At 61.6% G+C, this 19871-nt stretch carries 16 protein-coding genes and 3 pseudogenes; 5 read left to right on the top strand and 14 right to left on the bottom strand.

Annotation, left to right across the window (positions count from 1 at the left end; genetic code table 11):
* Positions 1-15 precede the first annotated feature (15 nt).
* From proS to NMQ11_RS12870, 5 genes are all read right to left on the bottom strand, one after another.
* On the bottom strand, positions 16-1500 hold the full coding sequence (proS, locus tag NMQ11_RS12850; RefSeq protein WP_255168769.1) for a proline--tRNA ligase: 1485 nt from the start codon (positions 1498-1500) through the stop codon (positions 16-18).
* Positions 1501-1615: 115 nt separating this feature from the next.
* Positions 1616-2098 carry an 8-oxo-dGTP diphosphatase gene (locus tag NMQ11_RS12855; protein WP_255168770.1) on the bottom strand — a complete coding sequence of 161 codons (483 nt, stop codon included), beginning with the start codon at positions 2096-2098 and terminating at the stop codon, positions 1616-1618.
* A 64-nt stretch (positions 2099-2162) separates the two neighbouring features.
* Positions 2163-5792, bottom strand: coding sequence for a UvrD-helicase domain-containing protein (locus tag NMQ11_RS12860; RefSeq protein ID WP_255168771.1), 3630 nt, complete (start codon positions 5790-5792; stop codon positions 2163-2165).
* A complete protein-coding gene (locus NMQ11_RS12865; RefSeq protein WP_255168777.1) occupies positions 5785-6804 on the bottom strand; it encodes a PD-(D/E)XK nuclease family protein in 1020 nt (339 codons plus the stop codon). Before NMQ11_RS12865 ends, NMQ11_RS12860 begins: the two co-directional genes overlap by 8 nt.
* Positions 6797-8932, bottom strand: a complete 2136-nt coding sequence (locus tag NMQ11_RS12870; protein WP_255168780.1) for a hypothetical protein — start codon at positions 8930-8932, stop codon at positions 6797-6799. The genes NMQ11_RS12865 and NMQ11_RS12870 overlap by 8 nt, the downstream gene beginning before the upstream one ends.
* A 423-nt stretch (positions 8933-9355) precedes the next feature.
* Here NMQ11_RS12870 and NMQ11_RS12875 point away from each other — a divergent pair, with 423 nt between their 5' ends.
* Together NMQ11_RS12875 and NMQ11_RS12880 are read left to right on the top strand one after the other, a co-directional pair.
* The gene (locus NMQ11_RS12875; RefSeq protein WP_255168781.1) at positions 9356-10018 is read left to right on the top strand and encodes a helix-turn-helix domain-containing protein; all 663 of its coding nucleotides are present in this window, start codon (positions 9356-9358) and stop codon (positions 10016-10018) included.
* A gap of 92 nt (positions 10019-10110) precedes the next feature.
* Complete coding sequence (locus NMQ11_RS12880; RefSeq protein WP_255168782.1) at positions 10111-10806, top strand: helix-turn-helix domain-containing protein; 696 nt, start codon at positions 10111-10113, stop codon at positions 10804-10806.
* A gap of 120 nt (positions 10807-10926) precedes the next feature.
* Here the strand turns inward: NMQ11_RS12880 and NMQ11_RS12885 are convergent, their stop codons facing one another.
* Together NMQ11_RS12885 and NMQ11_RS12890 are read right to left on the bottom strand one after the other, a co-directional pair.
* A complete protein-coding gene (locus NMQ11_RS12885) occupies positions 10927-11532 on the bottom strand; it encodes a hypothetical protein (RefSeq protein ID WP_255168783.1) in 606 nt (201 codons plus the stop codon).
* A gap of 28 nt (positions 11533-11560) precedes the next feature.
* Complete coding sequence (locus tag NMQ11_RS12890; protein WP_255168785.1) at positions 11561-12190, bottom strand: DUF8121 family protein; 630 nt, start codon at positions 12188-12190, stop codon at positions 11561-11563.
* Positions 12191-12277: 87 nt separating this feature from the next.
* On the opposite strand from NMQ11_RS12890, the pseudogene NMQ11_RS12895 reads away from it, so the two are divergent.
* Positions 12278-12586: pseudogene (locus tag NMQ11_RS12895) on the top strand (PD-(D/E)XK family putative nuclease); the annotation flags it as partial.
* Between the two features lie 158 nt (positions 12587-12744).
* Here the strand turns inward: NMQ11_RS12895 and NMQ11_RS20185 are convergent.
* Positions 12745-12843: pseudogene (locus NMQ11_RS20185) on the bottom strand (DUF7692 domain-containing protein); the annotation flags it as partial.
* Between the two features lie 368 nt (positions 12844-13211).
* Here NMQ11_RS20185 and NMQ11_RS12900 point away from each other — a divergent pair.
* Positions 13212-14219 (top strand): tyrosine-type recombinase/integrase, encoded by a 1008-nt coding sequence (locus NMQ11_RS12900; protein ID WP_255168786.1) that lies wholly within the window; start codon positions 13212-13214, stop codon positions 14217-14219.
* Positions 14220-14494: 275 nt separating this feature from the next.
* The gene (locus NMQ11_RS12905) at positions 14495-14719 is read left to right on the top strand and encodes a hypothetical protein (RefSeq protein WP_255168787.1); all 225 of its coding nucleotides are present in this window, start codon (positions 14495-14497) and stop codon (positions 14717-14719) included.
* Between the two features lie 751 nt (positions 14720-15470).
* Here NMQ11_RS12905 and NMQ11_RS12910 read toward each other — a convergent pair.
* The 6 genes and pseudogenes from NMQ11_RS12910 to NMQ11_RS12930 all read right to left on the bottom strand — a co-directional run bounded on the left by NMQ11_RS12910 (position 15471) and on the right by NMQ11_RS12930 (position 17648).
* Positions 15471-15791: a hypothetical protein gene (locus NMQ11_RS12910; protein ID WP_255168788.1), complete on the bottom strand. Its 321-nt coding sequence runs from the start codon at positions 15789-15791 to the stop codon at positions 15471-15473.
* Positions 15792-15923, bottom strand: a pseudogene (locus NMQ11_RS20190) (hypothetical protein); the annotation flags it as partial.
* Positions 15920-16195, bottom strand: coding sequence for a cold shock domain-containing protein (locus NMQ11_RS12915; protein WP_255168790.1), 276 nt, complete (start codon positions 16193-16195; stop codon positions 15920-15922). The pseudogene NMQ11_RS20190 and the gene NMQ11_RS12915, both read right to left, overlap by 4 nt.
* A gap of 564 nt (positions 16196-16759) precedes the next feature.
* Positions 16760-16924: a hypothetical protein gene (locus tag NMQ11_RS12920; RefSeq protein WP_255168791.1), complete on the bottom strand. Its 165-nt coding sequence runs from the start codon at positions 16922-16924 to the stop codon at positions 16760-16762.
* Positions 16925-16993: 69 nt separating this feature from the next.
* Positions 16994-17296: a hypothetical protein gene (locus NMQ11_RS12925; RefSeq protein WP_255168797.1), complete on the bottom strand. Its 303-nt coding sequence runs from the start codon at positions 17294-17296 to the stop codon at positions 16994-16996.
* Positions 17297-17312: 16 nt separating this feature from the next.
* Complete coding sequence (locus tag NMQ11_RS12930) at positions 17313-17648, bottom strand: hypothetical protein (RefSeq protein WP_255168799.1); 336 nt, start codon at positions 17646-17648, stop codon at positions 17313-17315.
* Positions 17649-19871: the final 2223 nt, after the last annotated feature.

The following is a 19871-nucleotide window of genomic DNA, read 5'->3' on the forward strand; positions in this document are numbered from 1 at the left end:
CGGTCGCGGTCGCCGTCAGTACGACTTCGCGAAGTAGGCGAGCTGGTCGGCCGACTCGCCACAGACCGTACACTCGGCGCCCTCGTCGGGTCGCTCGGGCGTTCCGGCAGTTCGCCCGCCCTGTTCCTCGAGGGGTTGCATGACGATCTCGGCGGCGACTTTCTCCTTGATCGCCTCCTCGCAGGCCTGGTCGCCACACCACGGCACCCGCACGTAGCCGCCGTGTTTGCCGATGGTGCCCATGATCTCTTCGGGGCTATCGGCGGTCCGAACGTTCTCCTCGAGGCGCTCCGCGGCCGCGTCGTACAGCTTGTCGAAGATCGCCTCGAGGTGGTCGTCGACGGTGTCGACGATGCCCGAACGATCCTCGAACGACTTCTCGCTGTCGGGACGGTGGACCAGCGTGACCTCCTCGTCGTCGACCTCGTTGGGGCCGATCTCCAATCGGAGGGGGACGCCGTTGAGCTCGTGTTCGTTGAACTTGAAGCCGGGGTTGCGCTCGTCGCGGTCGTCGAGTTCGACGCGGATACCGGCGTCCTCGAGTTCCGCGGCGATCTCGCTCGAGTACTGGAGCACCTTCTCTCTCGTCTCGGCCTGCCAGATGGGGACGATGACGACCTGGGTGGGTGCCACGGTCGGGGGTAAGACGAGCCCCTGGTCGTCGGAGTGGGTCATGATGAGCGCGCCGAGTGCGCGCCAGGAGAGCCCCCACGACGTGGTGTAGGCCGTCTGCTCGTCCTCGTTCTCGTCGGCGAACGTGATGTCGAACGCCTCCGCGAATGACTGGCCGAGGTGGTGGCTGGTACCCCCCTGTACCGATTTTCCGTCGGGCATCAGCGCCTCCACGGTGGTCGTCGTGTCCGCGCCGGGGAACTTGTCGTGGTCGGGTTTCTTCCCGCGTAGCACCGGGATCGCGAGCACCTCCTCGTAGACGCGCTCGTACTGGGAGAGCCGCGTCCAGACCTCCTCCCAGGCGCCCTCGTCGGTCGCGTGGGCGGTGTGGCCCTCCTGCCAGAGGAACTCCTTGGTGCGGAAGAACGGCTTCGTCTCGGTGGCCTCCCACCGAACGACCGAACACCACTGGTTGGTCCGCAGCGGCAGGTCGCGGTGGCTGCGCGTCCACTCGGCCATGAACGGCGCGATGATGGACTCGCTCGTGGGTCGCACGGCGAGGCGCTCCTCGAGTTCCTCGTGGCCGCCCTGGGTGACCCAGGCGACCTCGGGGTCGAACCCCTCGACGATGTCCTTCTCGCGCTCTAAGTAGCTCTCGGGGATGAACAGCGGGAAGTAGACGTTGTCGACGCCGGTCTCCTTGAACCAACCGTCGAGGGCGTCCTGGATGCGCTCCCACAGGGCGTAGCCACGGGGTTTCGTGACGATGAACCCACCCATGGGGGCGTAGTCGGCCAGTCCCGCCTTCTGTACGACCTCGGCGTACCACTCGCCGGGCTTGTGCGATTTGGACTCGGTGATGCCGAGTTCCTGACTCTCCTCGCTCATACTTCGACATGCAGCCAGCGCGGTCTTAAACGATGCGAAGGTGCGACGACGCATCTCACACGACCGAAACGGTGAAAGCGACCCCGGATCGGGTGTCACCGCTCGAGAGACCCCGCTACTGAGGAGTAAACGAGACGTCCCACTCGAGGTCGTGGTCGACGAACGTCGCCTCGTCGAGCGGCGGACCACCCGCGAACCGAAACTCGCCGCGGACCGTCCGGCCCTCGAGGACGCCCGGCAGCCACAGCGAGTCGTCGTCCCACATTCGGTCGTAGGGGACGTCCTCGAACGCGACCCACTCCGGTCTGGCCTCCGGCGACGGAGTCGGCTCGCCCGCGAACGACCCGGTCCGGTAGACGTGACAGAACGTGTGCGTCTCGCCGTCGAGCGTGAACGTCAACTCGCCCGCCTTCTCGAGGTCGAACACGTCGATTCCGACCTCCTCGCGCACTTCCCGGATCGCACACTCCCGGGGCGTTTCGTCCGCCTCGAGCTTCCCGCCGGGACCGTTGTACCACCCCTCGCCGAGCCCGCGTCGCTTTTCGATCAACAGCACCTCGCCGTCGCGAACGGCGAAACACAGCGTCGCCTCCTGCATACTCGAAGATTCGGACGCCGTCGAATAAAACCCGATGACCGGTGGCCGATCACACCGCGCCCCGTCACTCCGTGTCGATCACGTCCTCGAGCACGAACTCCTCCGGTCCGCACCCGAGCGATCGATGGGGGCAGAACCGGCAGTGCGCGCCGGGCGTCGTCTCCGCGAACGAGGGGTCGTCGACCGCCTCGAGGGTCGTCCGGACCGACTCCCACGACGGGAGGGCGGCCGGGTCGTAGAGGTCGGCGTGCGGTCCGGCGCCCTCGCCGACGTAGACGTACCCTACCGCCTCGACGGGGTCGTCGAACCGTCGGTCGCAGGCGCGGGCGTACAGCCGCAACTGCGTCGCCGCCGCCGGTTCGATCCGCTCCGCCGTCGCCTTGTAGTCGAGCACGACGAGGTCGCCGGCGGGCGTCCGGCGGACCGAGTCGACCGAGCCGACCACGGTGCCGTCGACGCCGGGGACGTCCGCGAGCGAGAACGGGAGTTCGGCGGCGAGGGCCTCCCACTCGGCGACCGGCTCGTCGATGCTCGCGGCACGCGCCTCGAAGTACCGGTCGATGCAGGCGGCGACGGGCTCGCGGTGCTCGAGCAGGCCGCGCGCGGTGAGCTGCCTGCGGGCGGCCTCGTGCCACGCCGCCGCGGTCTCGTAGCCCCGGTAGAACGCCTCCTCGGCGATGTCGTGGAAGACGGTGCCGACGAGGCGCGCGCTCCCGTCCCCGCCCGGAGACGGGTCGTCGATCGCGCGCACGACGTGATCGAGATAGTGCTTGCGGGCGCACGTTTCGTGGGTCCGTACCGCGGTGTAGCTGTGTCGAAGCGCGACCGGGAGCTCCGTCGCCCGCGCGAGCGTCGTGACGGGAAAGCGGGTCGTCTCCGGCGTGAGCGCGCCGGCGTGGCGGGTGGCCGGCAGGTCGATACCCTCGCTCGTCGCCAGCGCGTCGGCCGCGTCGGCGGCCGGAAGCAGAATGTCACGGCGGAGCAGCCGGCCGAGTCGGTGGACGGTCGCGATCGCCTCGCGGGTCTCGAGCGGCTCGACCGGGCGGTCGCCGTAGCCGGCGTAGTAGGTGATCGTACCCGGTGCTCCTCCGGCCGACACCGCGAGCTCGTCGGTGAGATCGGCGACCGTCTCCGGGTACGTCTCTCGAACCCGATCGACGCTGTCGGTGACGGCGTCCCAGAGGTCCATCCGCTCGCCGGTGACCGACCACTCGATCGCCTCGGCGAGACAGGACTGGGCGGTCGAAGCCGCGAGTTCGCCCTCGCCGCCGTCGTAGTCGTAGCGCGAGCCGAACAGAAACAGGTGGTTCTCCGCCCGCGTGAGCGCGACGTGAAGGACGCGCCACTCCTCGCCGACCGTCTCGGCGGCGAGGTCGGCACACAGCGGCGAGTCGATCCCGTCGTCGAGCGCCGCCGAGAGCAGCCGGTAACGGGCTCGCGCCGCGTAATCGCGCTCGACGCACCACTCCTCGTCCGAGAGGAAGGGGACGAGCACCGTGTCGAACTGGAGCCCCTTCGCCTGGTGGACCGTCATCACGTCCACCCGGTCCGCGGAGTTCGACCCGCGGCCGAGTCCCGTTTCATTGCCCCGCAGGGTTCGCTCGAGCGCGTCGACGAACCGCTCGGTGAGCGCGCCGAGGACGGTGCCGTCGTCGTAGGCGTCGACGAACCGGTCGACCCGGTCGAGTTCGGTTCGCTCCTCGCTCGTGAGGAACCACTCGAGGCGCGTCAGCTCACGGAACCGGCGGAGGAATTCGCCGCGCGGGAGCACGTCCCGCAGTCGCTCGAGCGTCCGCAGGTGCTCTCGGGCCTGTTCGAGCCGGTCGTGAGCGGCGGCCGTCTCGAGGTCGATCACCTGCAGCGCGTCCCCGAGACTCCCGTCGTGGGCCTGCAGGCGCTCGAGGTCCGCCTCGGGGAGGCGGTACCGGTACAGCAGCATCCGCCGGAGGTGGGCGTCGGCCGACGGCTCGACCAGCACGCGGAGGTACGACACCAGCGTCTGCATCCCCGGCGAGATCTCCCCCCGTGGCGAGCCCGAGATCTCGTGGGGGATCTGCAGCGCCCGCAGTTCGTCGGCGACCGCCTGCGCGTGGCGGTTCGTGCGGACGATGACGGCGATATCGCCCAGCGTCCGGCGGGGAACGTTCGCGATCTCGCCGTTGAGCAGCCGCGAGACGGTCGTCGCGACCTGTTCGGGCGTCGACCACTCGAGTTCGTCGCTCTCGACGGTCGCGACGCGAGTCGGCGGCGCCCGCTCGTCGTACTCGCCGGGCGCCCGACCGTGTTCTCTGAGCGTCTTCGACGTCTGTCGGCCGTACTCGCAGTGGTTCGTCACGTCGAGGATCTCCTGGCGCGACCGGAAGTTGAGTTCGAGTTCGACGGCCGCGTGGTCGTCGTAGACGCGGGCGAGCCGATCGAGCCCCTCGCGGTCCGTGCCGCGCCAGCCGTAGATGGCCTGGTCTTTGTCGCCGATCGCGAGCAGGTCCGGGCGATCCTCGCCCGCGGTGAGTTCGGTGATCAGCGCGAACTGCGTCTCGTCGGTGTCCTGAAACTCGTCGCAGTACACCTGCGTCCACCGGTTCGTGATCTCCTCGGCGACGCCGTCACGCGAGTCGTCAGCGAGCAGCCGCGTCGCCGTCCGCACGAGTTCGTCGAAATCTAGCTGCCCCTCCCGCTCGAGGTGGGCCCGGTAGTCGGCGTAGACGTCGGTGTAGTGGCGGGCCTGTCGCAGGAACGAGACGTAGTGGCGCAGCCGGCCGACCGGCGTCTGTTCGATCCGGCTCGTGGCGTTACGGCCGATCTCGTTGCCGAACAGCGCCCGCGGGAGCTGTTTCGTCGTCGGCTCCTCGAGCGAGAGCGCCTCGACGGTGTGGGTGACACACTCCTGGAGCACGCGGAGGTACGCCTCGACGTCGCGGACGACCGGCTCCTCCCGGACGGCGGCGGGGGCTTCGGCGATCTTCTCGCGACAGTAGGTGAGCAGCTTCCCGTAGCCGATCAGCGACTCGCGGGCCGCCTCGAGATGCTCCGGCCGGTTGAAGTACCGCAGCGCCTCGTTGTCGAAGGAGAGTTCGCGGTCGGCCTCGCGCTCGAGCCAGAGGACGAACTCGCCGAGGAACTCGAGCGTGCGGACGTCGGGGAGTCCGGCCGCGAGTTCCGCGGGTTCGACGTCCTCACGGCTCATCGCGGCGACGAACCGGTCGACGTCGGCGGCGAGCGCCGTCGGCTCCGCGCCGCCTGCGGCCTCGTCGGCGAACTCGTACTCGCGGTCTGCGAGCAGCCGTTCGACGAGCCGGCGTCGACCCGACTCGGTGACGACGTCGACGTCCGGGGAGAGCCCGAGGTAGTAGGCGTACTCCCGGACGAGCCCGTAGCAAAACGAGTGGTAGGTGTAGACGTCGATCTCGGCGGCCGTCGCCGGCTCGAGGCGCTCGGAGACCGCCGCCCTGATGCTGGCGGCGGCCTCGTTGGCGAACGTCAGCACCAGCACGTCGGCGGGGTCGACCCCGCGCTCGATCGCGTCTTCGATCCGCAGCAACATCGTCGTCGTCTTCCCCGTTCCCGCACCCGCGTCGACCGACGTACACGCCGCCCGGCTGTCGATGACCGCCCGCTGGTTTCCCTTCGGCTCGAGCGAGCCGCCGGTGTCGTCCGTCGCGGCGGGCTCGACCGCCGGCGGGTCGGGCTCAGCCATCGAATCGCACCTCCGCCGCGACGCGGGGGCCACAGCAGACCGCGTAGGCGCAGTCCGGACAGGCGTGCTCGGCGATGGTCTCCCACCGGCTCGCCGGGTCGAACGCCCCGCGTGCGATCGCCGAGACGGTGTCCGCGAGTCGGGACTCGACGGCGCCGTTTCGGTGCTGGTGGGTCATGCCGAACGTCTGGTGGTCGAGGAAGACGTCGGTGAGGTCGCAGGGCTCGAGGCTCGCCTCGACGGCGTCTCGCATCCAGTTGACGGTGACCCGGGAGCGGTCGGCGAGCGGTATCTGGACGTAACGACACGTCCGGTAGCCCGTCAGGTCCAGCTCGTCTCGAAGCGCTCGCAGCCCCTCGAGGGCGACGGACGTCTCGAACAGCCCCCCGACGAGTCCCGGCGCGAACTCGTCGCGCTCCGGATCGAAGTGCGCCGCGAACAGGTCGGCGACGTCGCCCTCCCAGCGGTCGCGATACCGGAGCAGCCCGAGCGGGCGGAGCGTCGGCACGAACCGCACCCCGACGAGCGACGAGCCGTCGGCGGAGACGTAGTCGACCGGCGCCTCGATCGACGCCCGCGCCTCCCGCTCCGGCAGCGCGACCGAGCCGGTGAGCGGCAGGTGTGGCCCCACGAACTCGGCCGCCGGTGCGTCCGATCCGAGCGCGTCGATCCCCGCGGCGTGCGTTGCGCCGACGGCCTCGACGTACGCCCGGGCCGTCGCCTCGAGCACCCGGCGCTCGTGTCGGCGCTGGGTCCGGGAGTGGAGCCGCTCGTCGTGGTCGGCCCAGAGTTCGCCGAGGCGCTCGAGTATCGCCGTCTCGAGTGCGTCAGCGTCGGAGTCGGCCCGGAGTCCGTCGCAGATCGCCCGCCGGAGCACCTCGAGTCGGCCCTCGGTCGTCGGGTCGTCCGCCTCGCCCTCGAGGCCGTCGACGTGGGCGAACTCGTACCGGCGCGGACAGCGGAGGTAGCTCCGTATGCCGTCGACGGAGAGCGCCAGCGTTCGGTCACTCACGGCGAATCACCTCGCCGGCGGCGAACTCGAACTGGGACCGGACCGCCTCGACGAGGTCGTCGTCGACGTCACCCTCGGCGAGCAGGACGGCGATCTCCTCGAACAGCGCCTCCGTCTCGGCGAGATCGGCCTCCCCGCCGGTGCTCGCCTCCCGAAGCACCCGCTCGAGTTCGCCCCGCGGCTCCTCGAGCACCGCCACGAGGGCGTTCGCCTCGCCGTAGATGGCGGCCCGAGCGTGGGTCTCGACGTCCTCGAGGGAGAGCCCCGGCGCCGCCTCGAGCGCCCGGAGGTAGCGCGACTCCTCGTGGGTGCGCCGCAGGCCGCCGTCGTCGCGCTCGTACGAACAGCAGTAGAGAGCCGTCCGCGCCGCCCGCGAGCCGATCGCGAGCCGGCGACGAGACCGCTGGGCGTGGTAGTGTTCGAACGGGTCGCCGACGTCCTCGAGATCGGCGACCGGGGCGAACGTGTCGACGACGTCGGCCGCCGAGGGGTTCGTGACGGCGGGGTACGCCGGCATCGCCTTCAGCCACGCCGTGGGAAACAGCTGAGTGAGAAACTGCTCGCCCGGGTAGTTGTCGTCGGTCAGGTCGAGCAGGAACACCGCCTCCCTGGAGTCGTACTTCAGGTCGTCGATCGGACAGACCGCGACGCCGCCGGCCGGAGCGTCGGTCTCGACGGCGTGGACGTACGGCGCGTCGTACTCGATAGTGTTCCGGAGCATCCGCGCCAGCCCCTGCCAGTCGGGGGCGACGAGGTCCGTCCGCTCGACGAACCGGGCGATCTCGAGGATTCGACGGACGCTCTCGAACTGTTCCCGGGCGTCGACCCAGTCGGCGTCGGCGGCGATCCGTCCCTTCAGGTCGGTGCGAACGATCCAGCGCTGGAGCGACCGCGAGACGCTCGCGTCGGCACACTCCTCCAGCAGCGCCGGCGAGAACCCCGGGACGCGCGCCTCGAGGCGGCGACGAGCGATTTCGATCTCGGGGTCGTCCGCGCGGCGCTCGCAGTTGAGAACGACGAACGCGTAGAGCTCGTTTACCGCCGGGTCCTCCGCGAGGGAGGTGGTGCCGACCGCTGCCGTCGGGAGCCCGGCCTCGCGAAGCCGCTTGCGAACCTCGGGAACGCGTTCGATACGCGCCACCGCCACCGCGACGTCGTCGTAGCGCCAGTCGTGCTCGTCCCGCAGCGACTGGATCTCGGTCACCACCCGTCGGCTCTGCTCGCGGGCCGTTCGAGCCCGGATCCGGCGGATGGCGCGAGCCGGTTCGGCGCGGGTTTCGAGCCCGGAGGACTCGCCGGTCGCGAGAAATCGGGTGAGCGGCTGTCGAGACGCCGCGTCGGCCCGGTCGAGGACCTCGACCGTCAGCCCGTCCGCGAGGTCGTCGAGGCGGCCGGGCTCGACGCGCGTGCGCTCGACGCTCGCGTGGCGTTCGCCGAGACAGACGAGTTCCGCCCCGCCGGCGAGCGCCGCGAGGTACCGCCGGTCGAGTTCGCGAAACTCCTCGAACTCGAGGGCGAGGACGGCGTCGAACGACGAGCACACCCGGCTCCGGACCCCGTCGGTGTCGGCCTCGAGCAGGTCGACCGCGCGCGGAACGACGTCGGCTCGTTCGACGAACCCGCGGTCGGCGATCTCGGCGTGAAACCGCTCGTTGATCGCGTACAGGTAGTCGAGACACGGGTGTGGCTCCTCGAGGTCGTCCCGCCGAAGCCGCTGACGGGTCACCTCGAGTAACAGCTGTCCCACGTCGCGGGCGAACGACTCCTGGCGTCTGGCTCGCTCGAGATACCGCGGCCGGTCGCGTTTCGCCCCGTCGATCACCAGCGAGATGAGTTCGATCCGTTCTTCGTACTCGAGCCGTTCGAGGGTCGGATCGTACTCCTCGAGCACCTTCGAGGCGTGTTCTGGCAGCGACTCGAGGCGGGGCGCGCCGGTCGGACCGGCCGCGGACGCAAGCGCGGCCTGCACGCGCTCGAGTCCGGCCGGGTGGCGTTTCACCACGAGCACGTTGCGCGCGCCGTACGCCTCGGCGAGCGTCGCGTACTCCGCCGAGACGAGCGAGAGCAGTTCCGGGTGTGGCACCGGACAGAGCTTGAGCGTGCCCTCGAGCGGCGGCGGTTCGGTCATCTGTCACGGAGTAGTGACTGTCTCGTATTTAAAGGTGTGGACGGAACGAGGTGGGGTCGACCGCGGGCGTTCGCCGCCATCAGTGCAGTTGTGGGGACCCGAGAGAGAGAGAGTGGAAGGACGGTGGAAGACGGCGAAAAGGACTACCACGTCCGTCAGGTGCTGCACGTACTCGAGACCACCGACGGAACCAGCTGAGCGACCGGCGTCTCGGCGAGACGGGTATCGGAACAACTGAAACGGGTTACACTCTGCTCGCACGCGACGCCCGAAATCGGGCGCGGTGGGGCCGGCTTCGGGCGAGCCTGCGCGAGCAGGTGTGTACTGAGTTTCAGTGGCTACTATCGCTATCCGGGGCTGAAGAGTCCAGTTACACGTCAGCTCACCCCGGTACTTAACCCGTTCAGGCCGAACCCATAAGGTATGAGTGTCGTCGCCGAGTTTTCCGTTGCAGCGGACGATTTCGCGCTGTATCACTCCCTGACGGCGGCGCCGGATATGATCGTCGAGATCGAACGCGTCGTCGCCACACTCGAGGACCGAGTGATGCCGTATTTCTGGGTTAGCGGCGGCGATCAGGCGGGGTTCGAAGACGCGTTTCACGAGGATTCGTCCGTCCACAACATCTCCGATATCGACGAGGTCGAGGGGGCCAGACTGTACCGTGCCGAGTGGACCGAAAACGTCGAGTCGATCGTCTACGCGTACACCGAGATCGGTGCAACGATCCTTCGAGCGATCGGCCGAGACGAAAGCTGGGAACTGCGAATGCGGTTCGACGATCACGAATCGCTCGGCGATTTCCAGGGGTACTGCGAAGAACGGGAGATTTCGTTCGAACTCAAGAGCCTCAAAGAACAGGAACAGCCGATGGCGAGCGCCCAGTACGATCTCACGCCGAAGCAGCGCGAAACGCTGGTCACGGCACTCGAGGCGGGATACTACGAGGTTCCACAGAAGGTGACGATGAGCGAGTTAGCCGACGAGCTGGGGGTTTCACAACAGGCGCTTTCCAAACGGTTTCACGCCGGCCACAGGAACCTCATCACGAGTACGCTGACGATCAGTCACCCCGAAGACACGTAGCGGTTCTGCAGGGCACCCGGAATCGTCAAAGGGGGTAGTGAATACAACCCTCACGGGTATTCGTGCGGGTGTAGTACCGAACAGGCGTCACCATGACACTCGTAGTAGAGTTTCGTGTTCCGGCGCACGAAACCGCCCTCGGAGCGACGTTTGAGCGGATTCCGGAACTGAGATGTGAGATGGAACAGGCCATCACGGATCCGATTCCCGGGTTCTGGTTTCAGGGGCCGACACGGACCGCACTCGAGGCAACGTTCGATAGCGATCCAACCGTCGAAGCCTATTCGCGGGTCGTCTCCGACGAGCACAGATCGTTGTACGACCTGGAGTTCACCGACGACGTGTGCGAGCTGGTGTCCATCGTCCTCGAGGATGGCGTCGTGCTCGACCTCTCAGCGGTACGGGGAACGTGGTCGTTCCACGGTCGATACCCGTCCCACGAGAGCGCGAGTCGAACGTACGATCGGCTCGTCGAATACGGTACTGCGGTCGACGTCGCCAAATTACGAGGGATCGAACACTCGAACGATGGACACACGCTGACGGAGGAGCAGCAAAAAACGCTCCAGACCGCTATCGAACACGGCTTCTTCGAAATTCCGCGGGGAATCACGATGGAAGAGCTAGCGGCGCGACTCGATATTTCACACCAGGCGGTCTCCGAGCGACTCCGGCGGGCCTACAAAGCGATGGCTACGGATCAACTGGGCCAGAACGGGAAGCGGGATACTGACTCCGCCACGTCTGTCCGCGCTGTCACGACGGAAGTCGAAGCCTCCGACTGCTGAGGGCGGCGGCTACAGCACCGCGGGCGTCCAGCGGGCTTACGCCAGCGCCGTCGGACGACCACTACCCTCGAACCGTGGTACGACGAGAACCGCGCGTGGCGTGCGACTGCGTCTCCGAGGCTACCCGCCGAGCAGGTCGGCCCCCGTCCCGTCCGAATCGAACGTTTCGGTGGACCTGTTCCCGTTGGTGAACGTTACACGCACCGTCTCGGGGGACCACGAGTCGCGAACTCGAATCAATCGCGCCTGTGGAGCCCACACGTTGTCGAACCCGACCCGGCGAATACAGACGTAACAGTGAACCGATCGGCCTTCTCGAACGACGTGTGTGACTCGGGGGTCCGAAGACTGGCTGGCCGAGCCGACGAGAACGCCGACGAGGATCGAGTCGTCGAAATCGGTCGTCTCGATGAACGCACGCTCGGCGGAGGTGAGTTCGATGTCCTCGTAAAACCGGCGGCCGTCCGAGGAGAGTTCTTCATCCCGGTGCGTTTCGACGTCGTCGGGGGTCGGCGGTTCGAGCCGCTCGACGTGAGCCGCCTCCGTCGCCAGCACCGTTCCCCGGTAACTGTACCAGCGTTTCACCGACGAAAACTCGAGCGTGTCGAAATCGAGCCGATCGGCGCGAAACGACGGTCGGGAACAGAGCGTCGGCAGTCCGGCACACCCCGAGACGGCCATCGCTCCGGCGGCGGCGAGGAGAGCGCGTCGTCGTATACGTGACATGGTATGTCGTGGTGTGTTTCGTCTGCGTTCACTCCTCTCGAGCGAGCGCCCGCTGGCCGGGCAGCGTCCGGACCATCGAATCCTCGATTTCGTACTCTCGACCGACGAACCCCTCCGATACGAACGTCGCCTCGAGATCGACGTGGAGGTCGAACGACTCGTCGTCGTAAACGGCGAGCAGCAGTTCGAACCCGACCGAACCCTGGCCCTGAAAGCCCACGTCAGGGACCGCTAACACCGTCGTTTCGTGGTCCTCCCCTCGAGAGAACTGAATCGGCTCCCAGGGGTAGCCGCCGGGTCGCTCGAGGTAGAACTCGGGTGCGGTACGGACGGCGTCGGGGCGAAACGTGTACTCGAGACTCTCGAGTACGAGCCCCTCGCCGTGCCAGATATTGGTCCGGATCGGATACCGGTACTCGTCGGCGGCGTGTCTCGAGAAGTCGGAGAGGGATACGGAGATCACGCGGTCGTCCCCGTCGTAGTAGGTGTGGGAGGTCGCGTGCGCTTCGTCGTCGACGGCCGGATCGCGAAGCGTCCGACTGCGAAGGTCGGCACACCCCGCAAGCGCTGCCGTGCAGCCACTCCCCGTAACCGCTAACAGGTGCCGCCGAGAGACGGTAGGATCGGAGGACTCGAGTATCCGGTTTCGGGATACCATCGCTACCTCTGTTTTCTTACTGTTTTCTAATCACTCTTTCTACAGATTCGGTGGTCGAGGGACGCCACGTCCGCCACGAATCGGACTCTCGAGCGGGCGAGCTGGCACGATGCCCGCTTTGGGAGCGGAACGCCGGTCGAAATCAAGAGTACGATGCTCGAGCACTCGGACGGCCAGCCGGGGAATTTTAAGGTGTACAGGGCGTATCACGACCGACTCCGGCGAGCGGACGGCTGGTACTGCTTCGTCGTCTATCGCCCACACGGTCGTTCCGGCTGTACGGTTCTGAAAGACCGGATGTGCAAAGCCTCGAGACTCCCGTTACTTCGCTGGCATGGTGGTGGCGATCACCGGGAGACTCAACAGGCAAAGATAGTGATCACGGATATTTTCTAGCGGTTATATCCACTGGTACACTCAGGTTTAATACAAATCACGCTGAGTATTCTGGTGCCGTTGCGCGTGTGTTCCCCCACCACACCTACTTCGGCACCCCACACCTCACTCCCCCCCTTTCGGTCGCTTTTGGTAGTCGTCCCCCTTTCTCGTGAGTGAGTTTCGACGTCGAAGGTCACGGCTCGAGTGCTCACCGTCTCGGCGATCTCCCGGCGCTGCCGTTCGGTGAGGTCGTCGCGCTCGAGGACGCAGCGAGCTGTACGAAGTAGTGCGGATTGATCGCCTCGTCTCGCTCGGCGCTGCGACTGGTAGGGCTTCAAATCCAGCATTGACGATAATTTGCGTCGCTCACGAGTTGTTCACGACGCAGAATTATGGACTCGCTGGGACTGAGCAATCCCTCTGGGATTGCGATGTACAGCGAGTCCACGACTGAACGAGCGAAGCGATGTGAAGAAGTGGACTCGCTGGGATTTGGAACGCCTCGGCGCTACGCACCTCGGCAACCGCAAAAGGGGCCTTCCGCCTCCGCTTCGCTCCGGCGCAACAGCAAATCAAGCGTTTCGGTGATCCACTGACCCGGACTCTCTCTCCCTTCCCGATGAGTAGCTATCAAACAGCAACCATGACAGACCTTGACTCACTCCGACCGGAGAAGGCAGTTGAGATGTACCTGACGAATAGAGAAGACGAACTCACCAAGAAGTCCCTACAAAATAACCAATCCGACCTGAGAGTTCTCAAAGAGTGGACAACCGAGCGCGGAATTGACAACATGAACGACGTTGACGGAAGGGCGCTCGTTGACTTCCGGAATTGGCGAGCGGAACAGGTGAAACTGATCACTCTCAAGCACAATCTCTGGACGATTAAGAAGTTTATCCGATTCTGTGAGAAGATTGACGCTGTAGCTGAGGGAACGAGTGAGAAAGTCGTGATCCCCAAAACTGACGATTCTCACGAAGTCAACAACTCGTTCATAGAATCCGGAAGGGCGACGGATATACTCGAGTTTCTCGGAAAATTCGAGTACGCTTCCCTGCGGCATACGGTGTTCTTTACGCTATGGCACACTGGCATCCGCAGTAGTTCGCTCCTTGCACTTGATCTCAAAGACTTCCACCCCGAAGAGAACAAGCTTTGCATCCGTCACCGCCCTGAGAAGGGAACCGCGCTCAAGAACAAGGAACGCGGAGAGCGGAACGTATTCATCAAAGACGAACTCGTGGAAGTGATCAGCGATTACGTCAACGAAAACCGCGCTACCGTGTTGGACGATCACGGACGGGAGCCGCTCTTCGCTTCAACAGACACTCGAGTATCTCGGACCACCGTTCAACGGATGGTATACACTGCCACACGCCCATGTCACATAGGTAATGAGTGTCCGCATGACGAGAATCCGGAGACGTGTGAGGCTAACTCATACAACGGAGCTTCCAAATGTCCGTCATCACTCTCACCGCATCCGCTCCGGAAAGGGTCAATCACTCACACGCTCAACCAGGACACTCCGAAAGACGTGATCAGCGACCGCATGGACGTAAGCAAAGAGATTCTGGATAAACATTACAACAAGCAGACCAAAGACGAACAAATGGAAACGCGAAAGCAATATCTCGAGGGAATTTAACCGACCGCGAGAGTTGCTCTTCGGGAAGGGGAAGCGCCCATGTCCCGCAGAGTTCCGTTGAGCGCGTCAGTTTGGAGCGTGAGCCGTTTCGGTGATCGGTGAGACATGCGCCCCGCCTTCTCGCGTAACCGCTCAAAGAGAGTGGTATCTTCGTGACGCAATCCCCAGGTCAACACCTCGAGAATCCACCTCCGCAGTGAGCCAAGGTTCCGGAAGGCGACGAAGCAATTCCCATATGCACGCAAATTTATACTGTTGTAGAATAACATCTCACTATGGGGATATTCAACTACATCGTCAGTTCGGGAAAATTCTTCATCGGCATGGGGATCGCGCTCGTGTTCATCATGGTCGGCGTAATGTCGGTCTTCGTCGCCATGTGGGGCGGTGGAGCGGTTGCCGGAGTGATCGGCCTTGTTCTCATTGTCGTTGGCGGTGGACTTGCTATGTGGGCCGAAGACAGCCGACGAAGCGCCTTCCGGACCCAAGCACGCTACTGAGACGCGATCAGTAGATAAGCCAGCATAGCAAACGCGAGAATCCCTGCTATCGGGAATAGAACCATCGGGTTTTGTACGAAATATCCGAAGAACCACTCTAAGGCCGTAATCTCATACGTGGCAGAGAGCAGAACGCCGATAACATACGCACAGACTACGAATACGAGTAGGTACGTGAAATACCGTATCGTCCGTATCCCCTCGAAAGCATCTAACGCGTCATCTACCATGATCTAATTATGAATACAATGAATTGTGTATTAATAGTATAGATCATGGTGAAAGTATTACTTTCCAACTATTGCGTTCCTATCCCGCAGTAATCGGTCAGTCACGAAGGGGAGAGTCTCACAACCCGCAAAGTATCGTCAGATTCCGCCGTGAGTCGGTTCGGAGCTTGACGGGAGTATTCGCCCGCCCTTCCGGAATAACAGCTTGAGCGACCGCAGGGAGCTTTAGAGAGGAATCCGCCCATATACAGACCCGTGGAGTGGTGTCTTCCGGTCGCAACCCCCACCCCCTGGGCGGTTAGAATCCACTTCCGCAGTGAGCTATTAGTCACGAAGGCGAAGGCGAGCGTCAGTGAGCCGTGAGAGCCGTCAGATTGGTTCGTGTGTAGTTCCGGGGATCGGTTGGATAGTGCGCTCGCCCTTCTCGCGTGATCGCTCAGAGAGTCGTTAGCTCCCTCAGAATTGAAAATGAAAAAATCCCCGCGTTCCAGCATAGCGCCGGAGGCGGGGAGGGCTTTCAATTAATCAGCTTCAGCGTGGATAGCAACGTGTTCAGCGGGACTTACAACCTGAAGATTATCCAGGGTATTCAACCAAGGTACGTTTTGCCGATGGTGAACGTGTTTGCCGTCAAGCTCGGATATATCATCTACAAGCAACGTCGCCATGAGCCGGTGTTCGTAGAACCTTTTCTGGGATTCACCGTCATTATGCCGGAAACGAACGTAGCCGTCCCGCATAACACGACGATTCGGCGGTTTGTCCAGAACAGACTTGACAGTTTCAAGTTCCGCAGCTTCCTTTGCTTGATTCCACGAACCGAACCGCTCCCTAATCGCCATATGGCTTGGAGAGTCCGCCTCAGTATCACGTCTCCACGTTTGGTATTCCCTCCGAACAGGCGACTTTCCGAGATATTCCGCGCAACGTCGGAGAGTCTCAATGCAACGCGCTTCCGTCCATCGGACTGTCATTGACCTTCGCTCCCGTCAGAGACGATCTCAACGTCAGTAGCGGCCCAACCTTCCGCCTCAAGTCGAGCGTCAAGCCGAACCGTTGCACCTGGAACAAATTCGGATTCATGAGCGTCAGGAATATCCGAGAGGTGACAGAAAACGTCCTTCCAGACTTTTTCTCCGTCAATGTCGAAAACCTGGACGAATCCAAAGTTTCGCTCGCCAAAAGTTTGTTTTACTTCTCCGATAACGCCTTTTACTTGTCCTTCGTCAATTTCGCTTACAGTCATTGTAGAACTTAGCTGTCGCTCATTTCCTTACGAACTCGAAACCGCAGGAAGGCGACGAAGGGCTACCCTCGAGAATCGAACTCAGGCGAGGTTACCAAACAGTAGCCAGAACACAAATTTTGGTACGGAGTCTCTCACTTTTTCACGGCGGACCAAGCCGGAAAAAGATCATTGAGAAGCCTTCGGCAAACTCTGACATTTACCAAAGGTGAGAAAACATGACAGAAGACAACAACTGTCTAAATTGGGAAGTGATATTTCCCAAGACCCCTGCTCAAGAATCGAACTCGAGTAATACCAATCAGGGGCAAGGTAGATTCTACTAACAGAATTTTCTTTAAGCGATTTGGGGTTATTCAACCGCTGTTGTTTAGTAGTGAGCCTCGCGTATTTCACGGTCATCGGCAATTAAATCAAATCCGCTCGAAGTATCCGAGATGGTCGCAAAGGTGCCGGGCGCTCGAGTTACTCACCGTTGCTTCCCGTGGTGTCACGTCAAATTCGGTATCAAGCATTTTTCCGCTTACCTCGTAACGATCAGGGACCCCCTCTCCGTCTTTTAGCCTAATTCTCGTCATTATCGTTTTCGTCCGTTTCGCTCTCGAGCGGATACCTCTCAAGTTTCTCTTCGTCAACATAACTTGCCTCGAGTTCTTCTTGAATCCGAATCGCCTCCCGCATATCTTCCTCGTTCCGGCTCCGAATTTTATCTAAAAGCGGGTTACTCATGCGATTCTCACCGGCTTGAGTAACGAGTCAGGAAGGCGACGGTAGCACAACCCGCAATAGTGATCAACATTAGCGCGGATCGAACAGGCTCTTAGCTGCGTCACTGTTAGAGGCTTTGTGAGGCTCGTCAGAGAGTTTGTAAGACGGAACGCCCGAGGCATCCGCAACTACGAGGCTTGCCGTCAGAATCCGCTTAGCTCGCTCTGCTTGGCGCTGAGTGTCGCTCTTCTCGAGATTAACCCGAGTGTCTCCCGCAAAGAACTTCTCCCGCTGAGCGCGACTCTCGGGCGTCTCTTCGGTTCTGTGTCCAACGTCAAGCTCTTCCGCCGCAAGCTCGAGATTCTCTTCCGCAGCCTTGAGTTCCTCGTGCATAGTATGTTCAGCCATCTTATCGGTCCTCGTACGGATTCTCAGTCATGTAACGATTCTCCGGGCGGCGAGATTCGGGAGTGAAAAATTTCACTTCGTCAGTGAGTTCCAGCATACCCTTCTCCGTTTCGCGCTCGTCGCCTTCCCGAAGGTCAACTCCGGACTGTTTAGCAACCTGTTCAAGTCGCTCCTGGAGGCGCTCAATCTCTTCCGCGTTCTCACGTCGCTTGCGGAGTTTACGAGCCTTCATTTTACGTTTCGTCCGTTTGTACTCTTCGAGAGCCTCAATCGCCTCAGCAAGCCGAATAAGGTCATGGCGGTTCTTGCGAATTTGCTCTTCTCGCGTTAGCGTCATTGGTCACCCTCCGCGCTCTGTGCAAGCCGCATTAGGAATCCGTTCCACGTCTCAAACTCACTACGCTCTTCGTCCAGTTTCTCGAAGACTTCTTGTGCGATACTGATTGAAATTCGGTCGTTGTCGTTACTCATTGTTGTAATTTTCTCCGTAGGCAGCGAACAAGCGTCCAGGCTCTCCGCGCTCCCTCTATCACATTGTAAAGGTAACGAAGGTTATAAACTTTATATGCCTGGCGAATGAATTGACATATCAACTTTTGGCGTTGTGGAAGTAGAGAGTTCCTTACTCAATCCGTGAGCGCGTAAGAATGCAATTTGAATCTCGCGCGCATTTCTGTTGAAACTCAATTGAACCTGGATTGCCTTCCCCACTGCCTCTACTAAATAAGTAATACGCGAAGCATATAAACTTTATATGCACGGCAAATGGATTGACATATCCCGTCATACGAAACCCACAGTAGAGGGTTCCTTACTCAATCCGTAGGAGTGTAAGAATGAAATCCCGATCTCGCCCGCGTTTCGCCTGTCGGCTCACTTCCGCATGAAACGATAACCGCATTGGATCACTCGGCTCCGCCTCAGCAAGTGATCGGAAACCTACCGCCTAACTCGGCTCTTCGAGAAGGCGGAGGGGAATCCATCCGACCGATCACCGGAACCGTGAGAAGCTCGCCCGCTTCCCGACTGACCGATCACTGCGAAATTCGTAATTTTACCACAATCCACGCTCGAGAAAACAACCCCCATATCAGGTTCGAGATATGTTCTGCATGAGTCCAAACAGGAGAGTTTAAGTAGGTATAGCCTATGACGCGTTGCTCTCTCTCTCAGCGAATCCTTAACGGTTCCTAATGTTCTGAGCGTATCGAAGTGATCCAGCGAACCCTCGAGTTTCACGCTCAGATTAGACCCCCCTCAGATTCGGCAAGCTCAGTATACTCAAACCCCTGAGAATCGGGGGCAAAATTCGTTTTCACAAAACTCCAGGGGTCGCGGATACCATGAACCATTTTAGATTGTGAAATAAACCCTAATTCCAACGCCGTACTGCGGTTTTCGGAGGAAACGTTCTATAATGGCAGATGGTACTGATTCACACGCTCCCTGAACGGTCGCAAAAGCCGCTGAGACGAGCGTAGCGAATAATCGCAAGAGGGAGTCGATCTTCTTTGAGAGCCGCTGAGCGGACGCTGAGACAATTTCTTTGGACCGGTACGACAAAACCCCTCCCGGAAACATACGGAATCCGCTGAGCGTCCAGCCAGGGCGCTTAGAATCGAAACGTGTGGGTCGTCACAGCCCTATATCGACCCTCGAACTGAGTTGGGGGTCTTCTGAGGCTCCCTGCGGTCGCTCAGCGGATCGTCAGTGAGTGGTCGCTGAGACGAGCGTAGCGAGTTCCCCGACGCCGTCTTGTGATTTAGGGGAGGAAACCAAGAAGGAAGAACTTGTTTTGGTTTTCTTTTTGGGTACGTAGTACCTTTTTCTTTTGTTTTTCTTGAGTTGGTTATTCGGGAAGGAGGGGTTGCTGTATACAGCGTTAGTAGTAATTATAAACTCAAGAGTATAACCCTCTCTATAAGTTTAACATCAGGAAGGGGGAAGCTCAAGACAGGTTTAGACGCATAAGTTGATGCTCAGTAAGTTGATTCTCTATGAGTTTCATCTAAAGGGTGCATCTATTAGGTTACGCCTTCGCTGACATATCACTCGAAAATCGCAACACAGCGGGCGACCTCTCGCTTCTCTTAGGAATCCATGTTACTACGGTAGCACGGGAAGAACCATGATAGATACCAGATGGTGACCCCATTGGAACCTTAAAGGCTTCGGTTTGGAGCCGCAAGGCAGTGATACCATACTAGAAATGATATTGTTGAACATACAATCGAGACTCGTTCGGATTGCGGATTCCGTAATCTGTCTGTTGCGGATAGTGTCTGCCTTCGCTTCCTGACCGACAGCTCTCAAATTTCACACATGGTATTTTTTCTCGAACGGGGTTTCAAAAATTTACCCCCTTCGCCAGCCCGATAGGGCGCTCACTGTAAAAATTTGGTAGCTGCCAGTCGCTCAGAAAAACACTTTTTCGCTTAGAGAAATGAAGCCCACTCGAGTTCCAGCGGATGGATAGCGGCTCCCGCTTCCGGATCGGCTACTCGAGGCCGAAGGCAGAAACTATTGCCTGGAAATATGAGAGTGGGACCGTCAGTTGAGA

The organism is Natrononativus amylolyticus, from assembly GCF_024362525.1.
Classification (GTDB): Archaea; Halobacteriota; Halobacteria; order Halobacteriales; family Natrialbaceae; genus Natrononativus; species Natrononativus amylolyticus.

Coding starts and splice junctions, on each gene's coding strand:
- NMQ11_RS12885 (WP_255168783.1), bottom strand. CDS start 11,532: ATGTCACGTATACGACGACGCGCTCTCCTCGCCGCCGCCGGAGCGATG.
- NMQ11_RS12910 (WP_255168788.1), bottom strand. CDS start 15,791: ATGGCGATTAGGGAGCGGTTCGGTTCGTGGAATCAAGCAAAGGAAGCT.
- NMQ11_RS12900 (WP_255168786.1), top strand. CDS start 13,212: ATGACAGACCTTGACTCACTCCGACCGGAGAAGGCAGTTGAGATGTAC.
- NMQ11_RS12905 (WP_255168787.1), top strand. CDS start 14,495: ATGGGGATATTCAACTACATCGTCAGTTCGGGAAAATTCTTCATCGGC.
- NMQ11_RS12860 (WP_255168771.1), bottom strand. CDS start 5,792: ATGGCTGAGCCCGACCCGCCGGCGGTCGAGCCCGCCGCGACGGACGAC.
- NMQ11_RS12890 (WP_255168785.1), bottom strand. CDS start 12,190: ATGGTATCCCGAAACCGGATACTCGAGTCCTCCGATCCTACCGTCTCT.
- NMQ11_RS12870 (WP_255168780.1), bottom strand. CDS start 8,932: ATGACCGAACCGCCGCCGCTCGAGGGCACGCTCAAGCTCTGTCCGGTG.
- proS (WP_255168769.1), bottom strand. CDS start 1,500: ATGAGCGAGGAGAGTCAGGAACTCGGCATCACCGAGTCCAAATCGCAC.
- NMQ11_RS12875 (WP_255168781.1), top strand. CDS start 9,356: ATGAGTGTCGTCGCCGAGTTTTCCGTTGCAGCGGACGATTTCGCGCTG.
- NMQ11_RS12880 (WP_255168782.1), top strand. CDS start 10,111: ATGACACTCGTAGTAGAGTTTCGTGTTCCGGCGCACGAAACCGCCCTC.
- NMQ11_RS12915 (WP_255168790.1), bottom strand. CDS start 16,195: ATGACTGTAAGCGAAATTGACGAAGGACAAGTAAAAGGCGTTATCGGA.
- NMQ11_RS12930 (WP_255168799.1), bottom strand. CDS start 17,648: ATGACGCTAACGCGAGAAGAGCAAATTCGCAAGAACCGCCATGACCTT.
- NMQ11_RS12855 (WP_255168770.1), bottom strand. CDS start 2,098: ATGCAGGAGGCGACGCTGTGTTTCGCCGTTCGCGACGGCGAGGTGCTG.
- NMQ11_RS12920 (WP_255168791.1), bottom strand. CDS start 16,924: ATGAGTAACCCGCTTTTAGATAAAATTCGGAGCCGGAACGAGGAAGAT.
- NMQ11_RS12925 (WP_255168797.1), bottom strand. CDS start 17,296: ATGCACGAGGAACTCAAGGCTGCGGAAGAGAATCTCGAGCTTGCGGCG.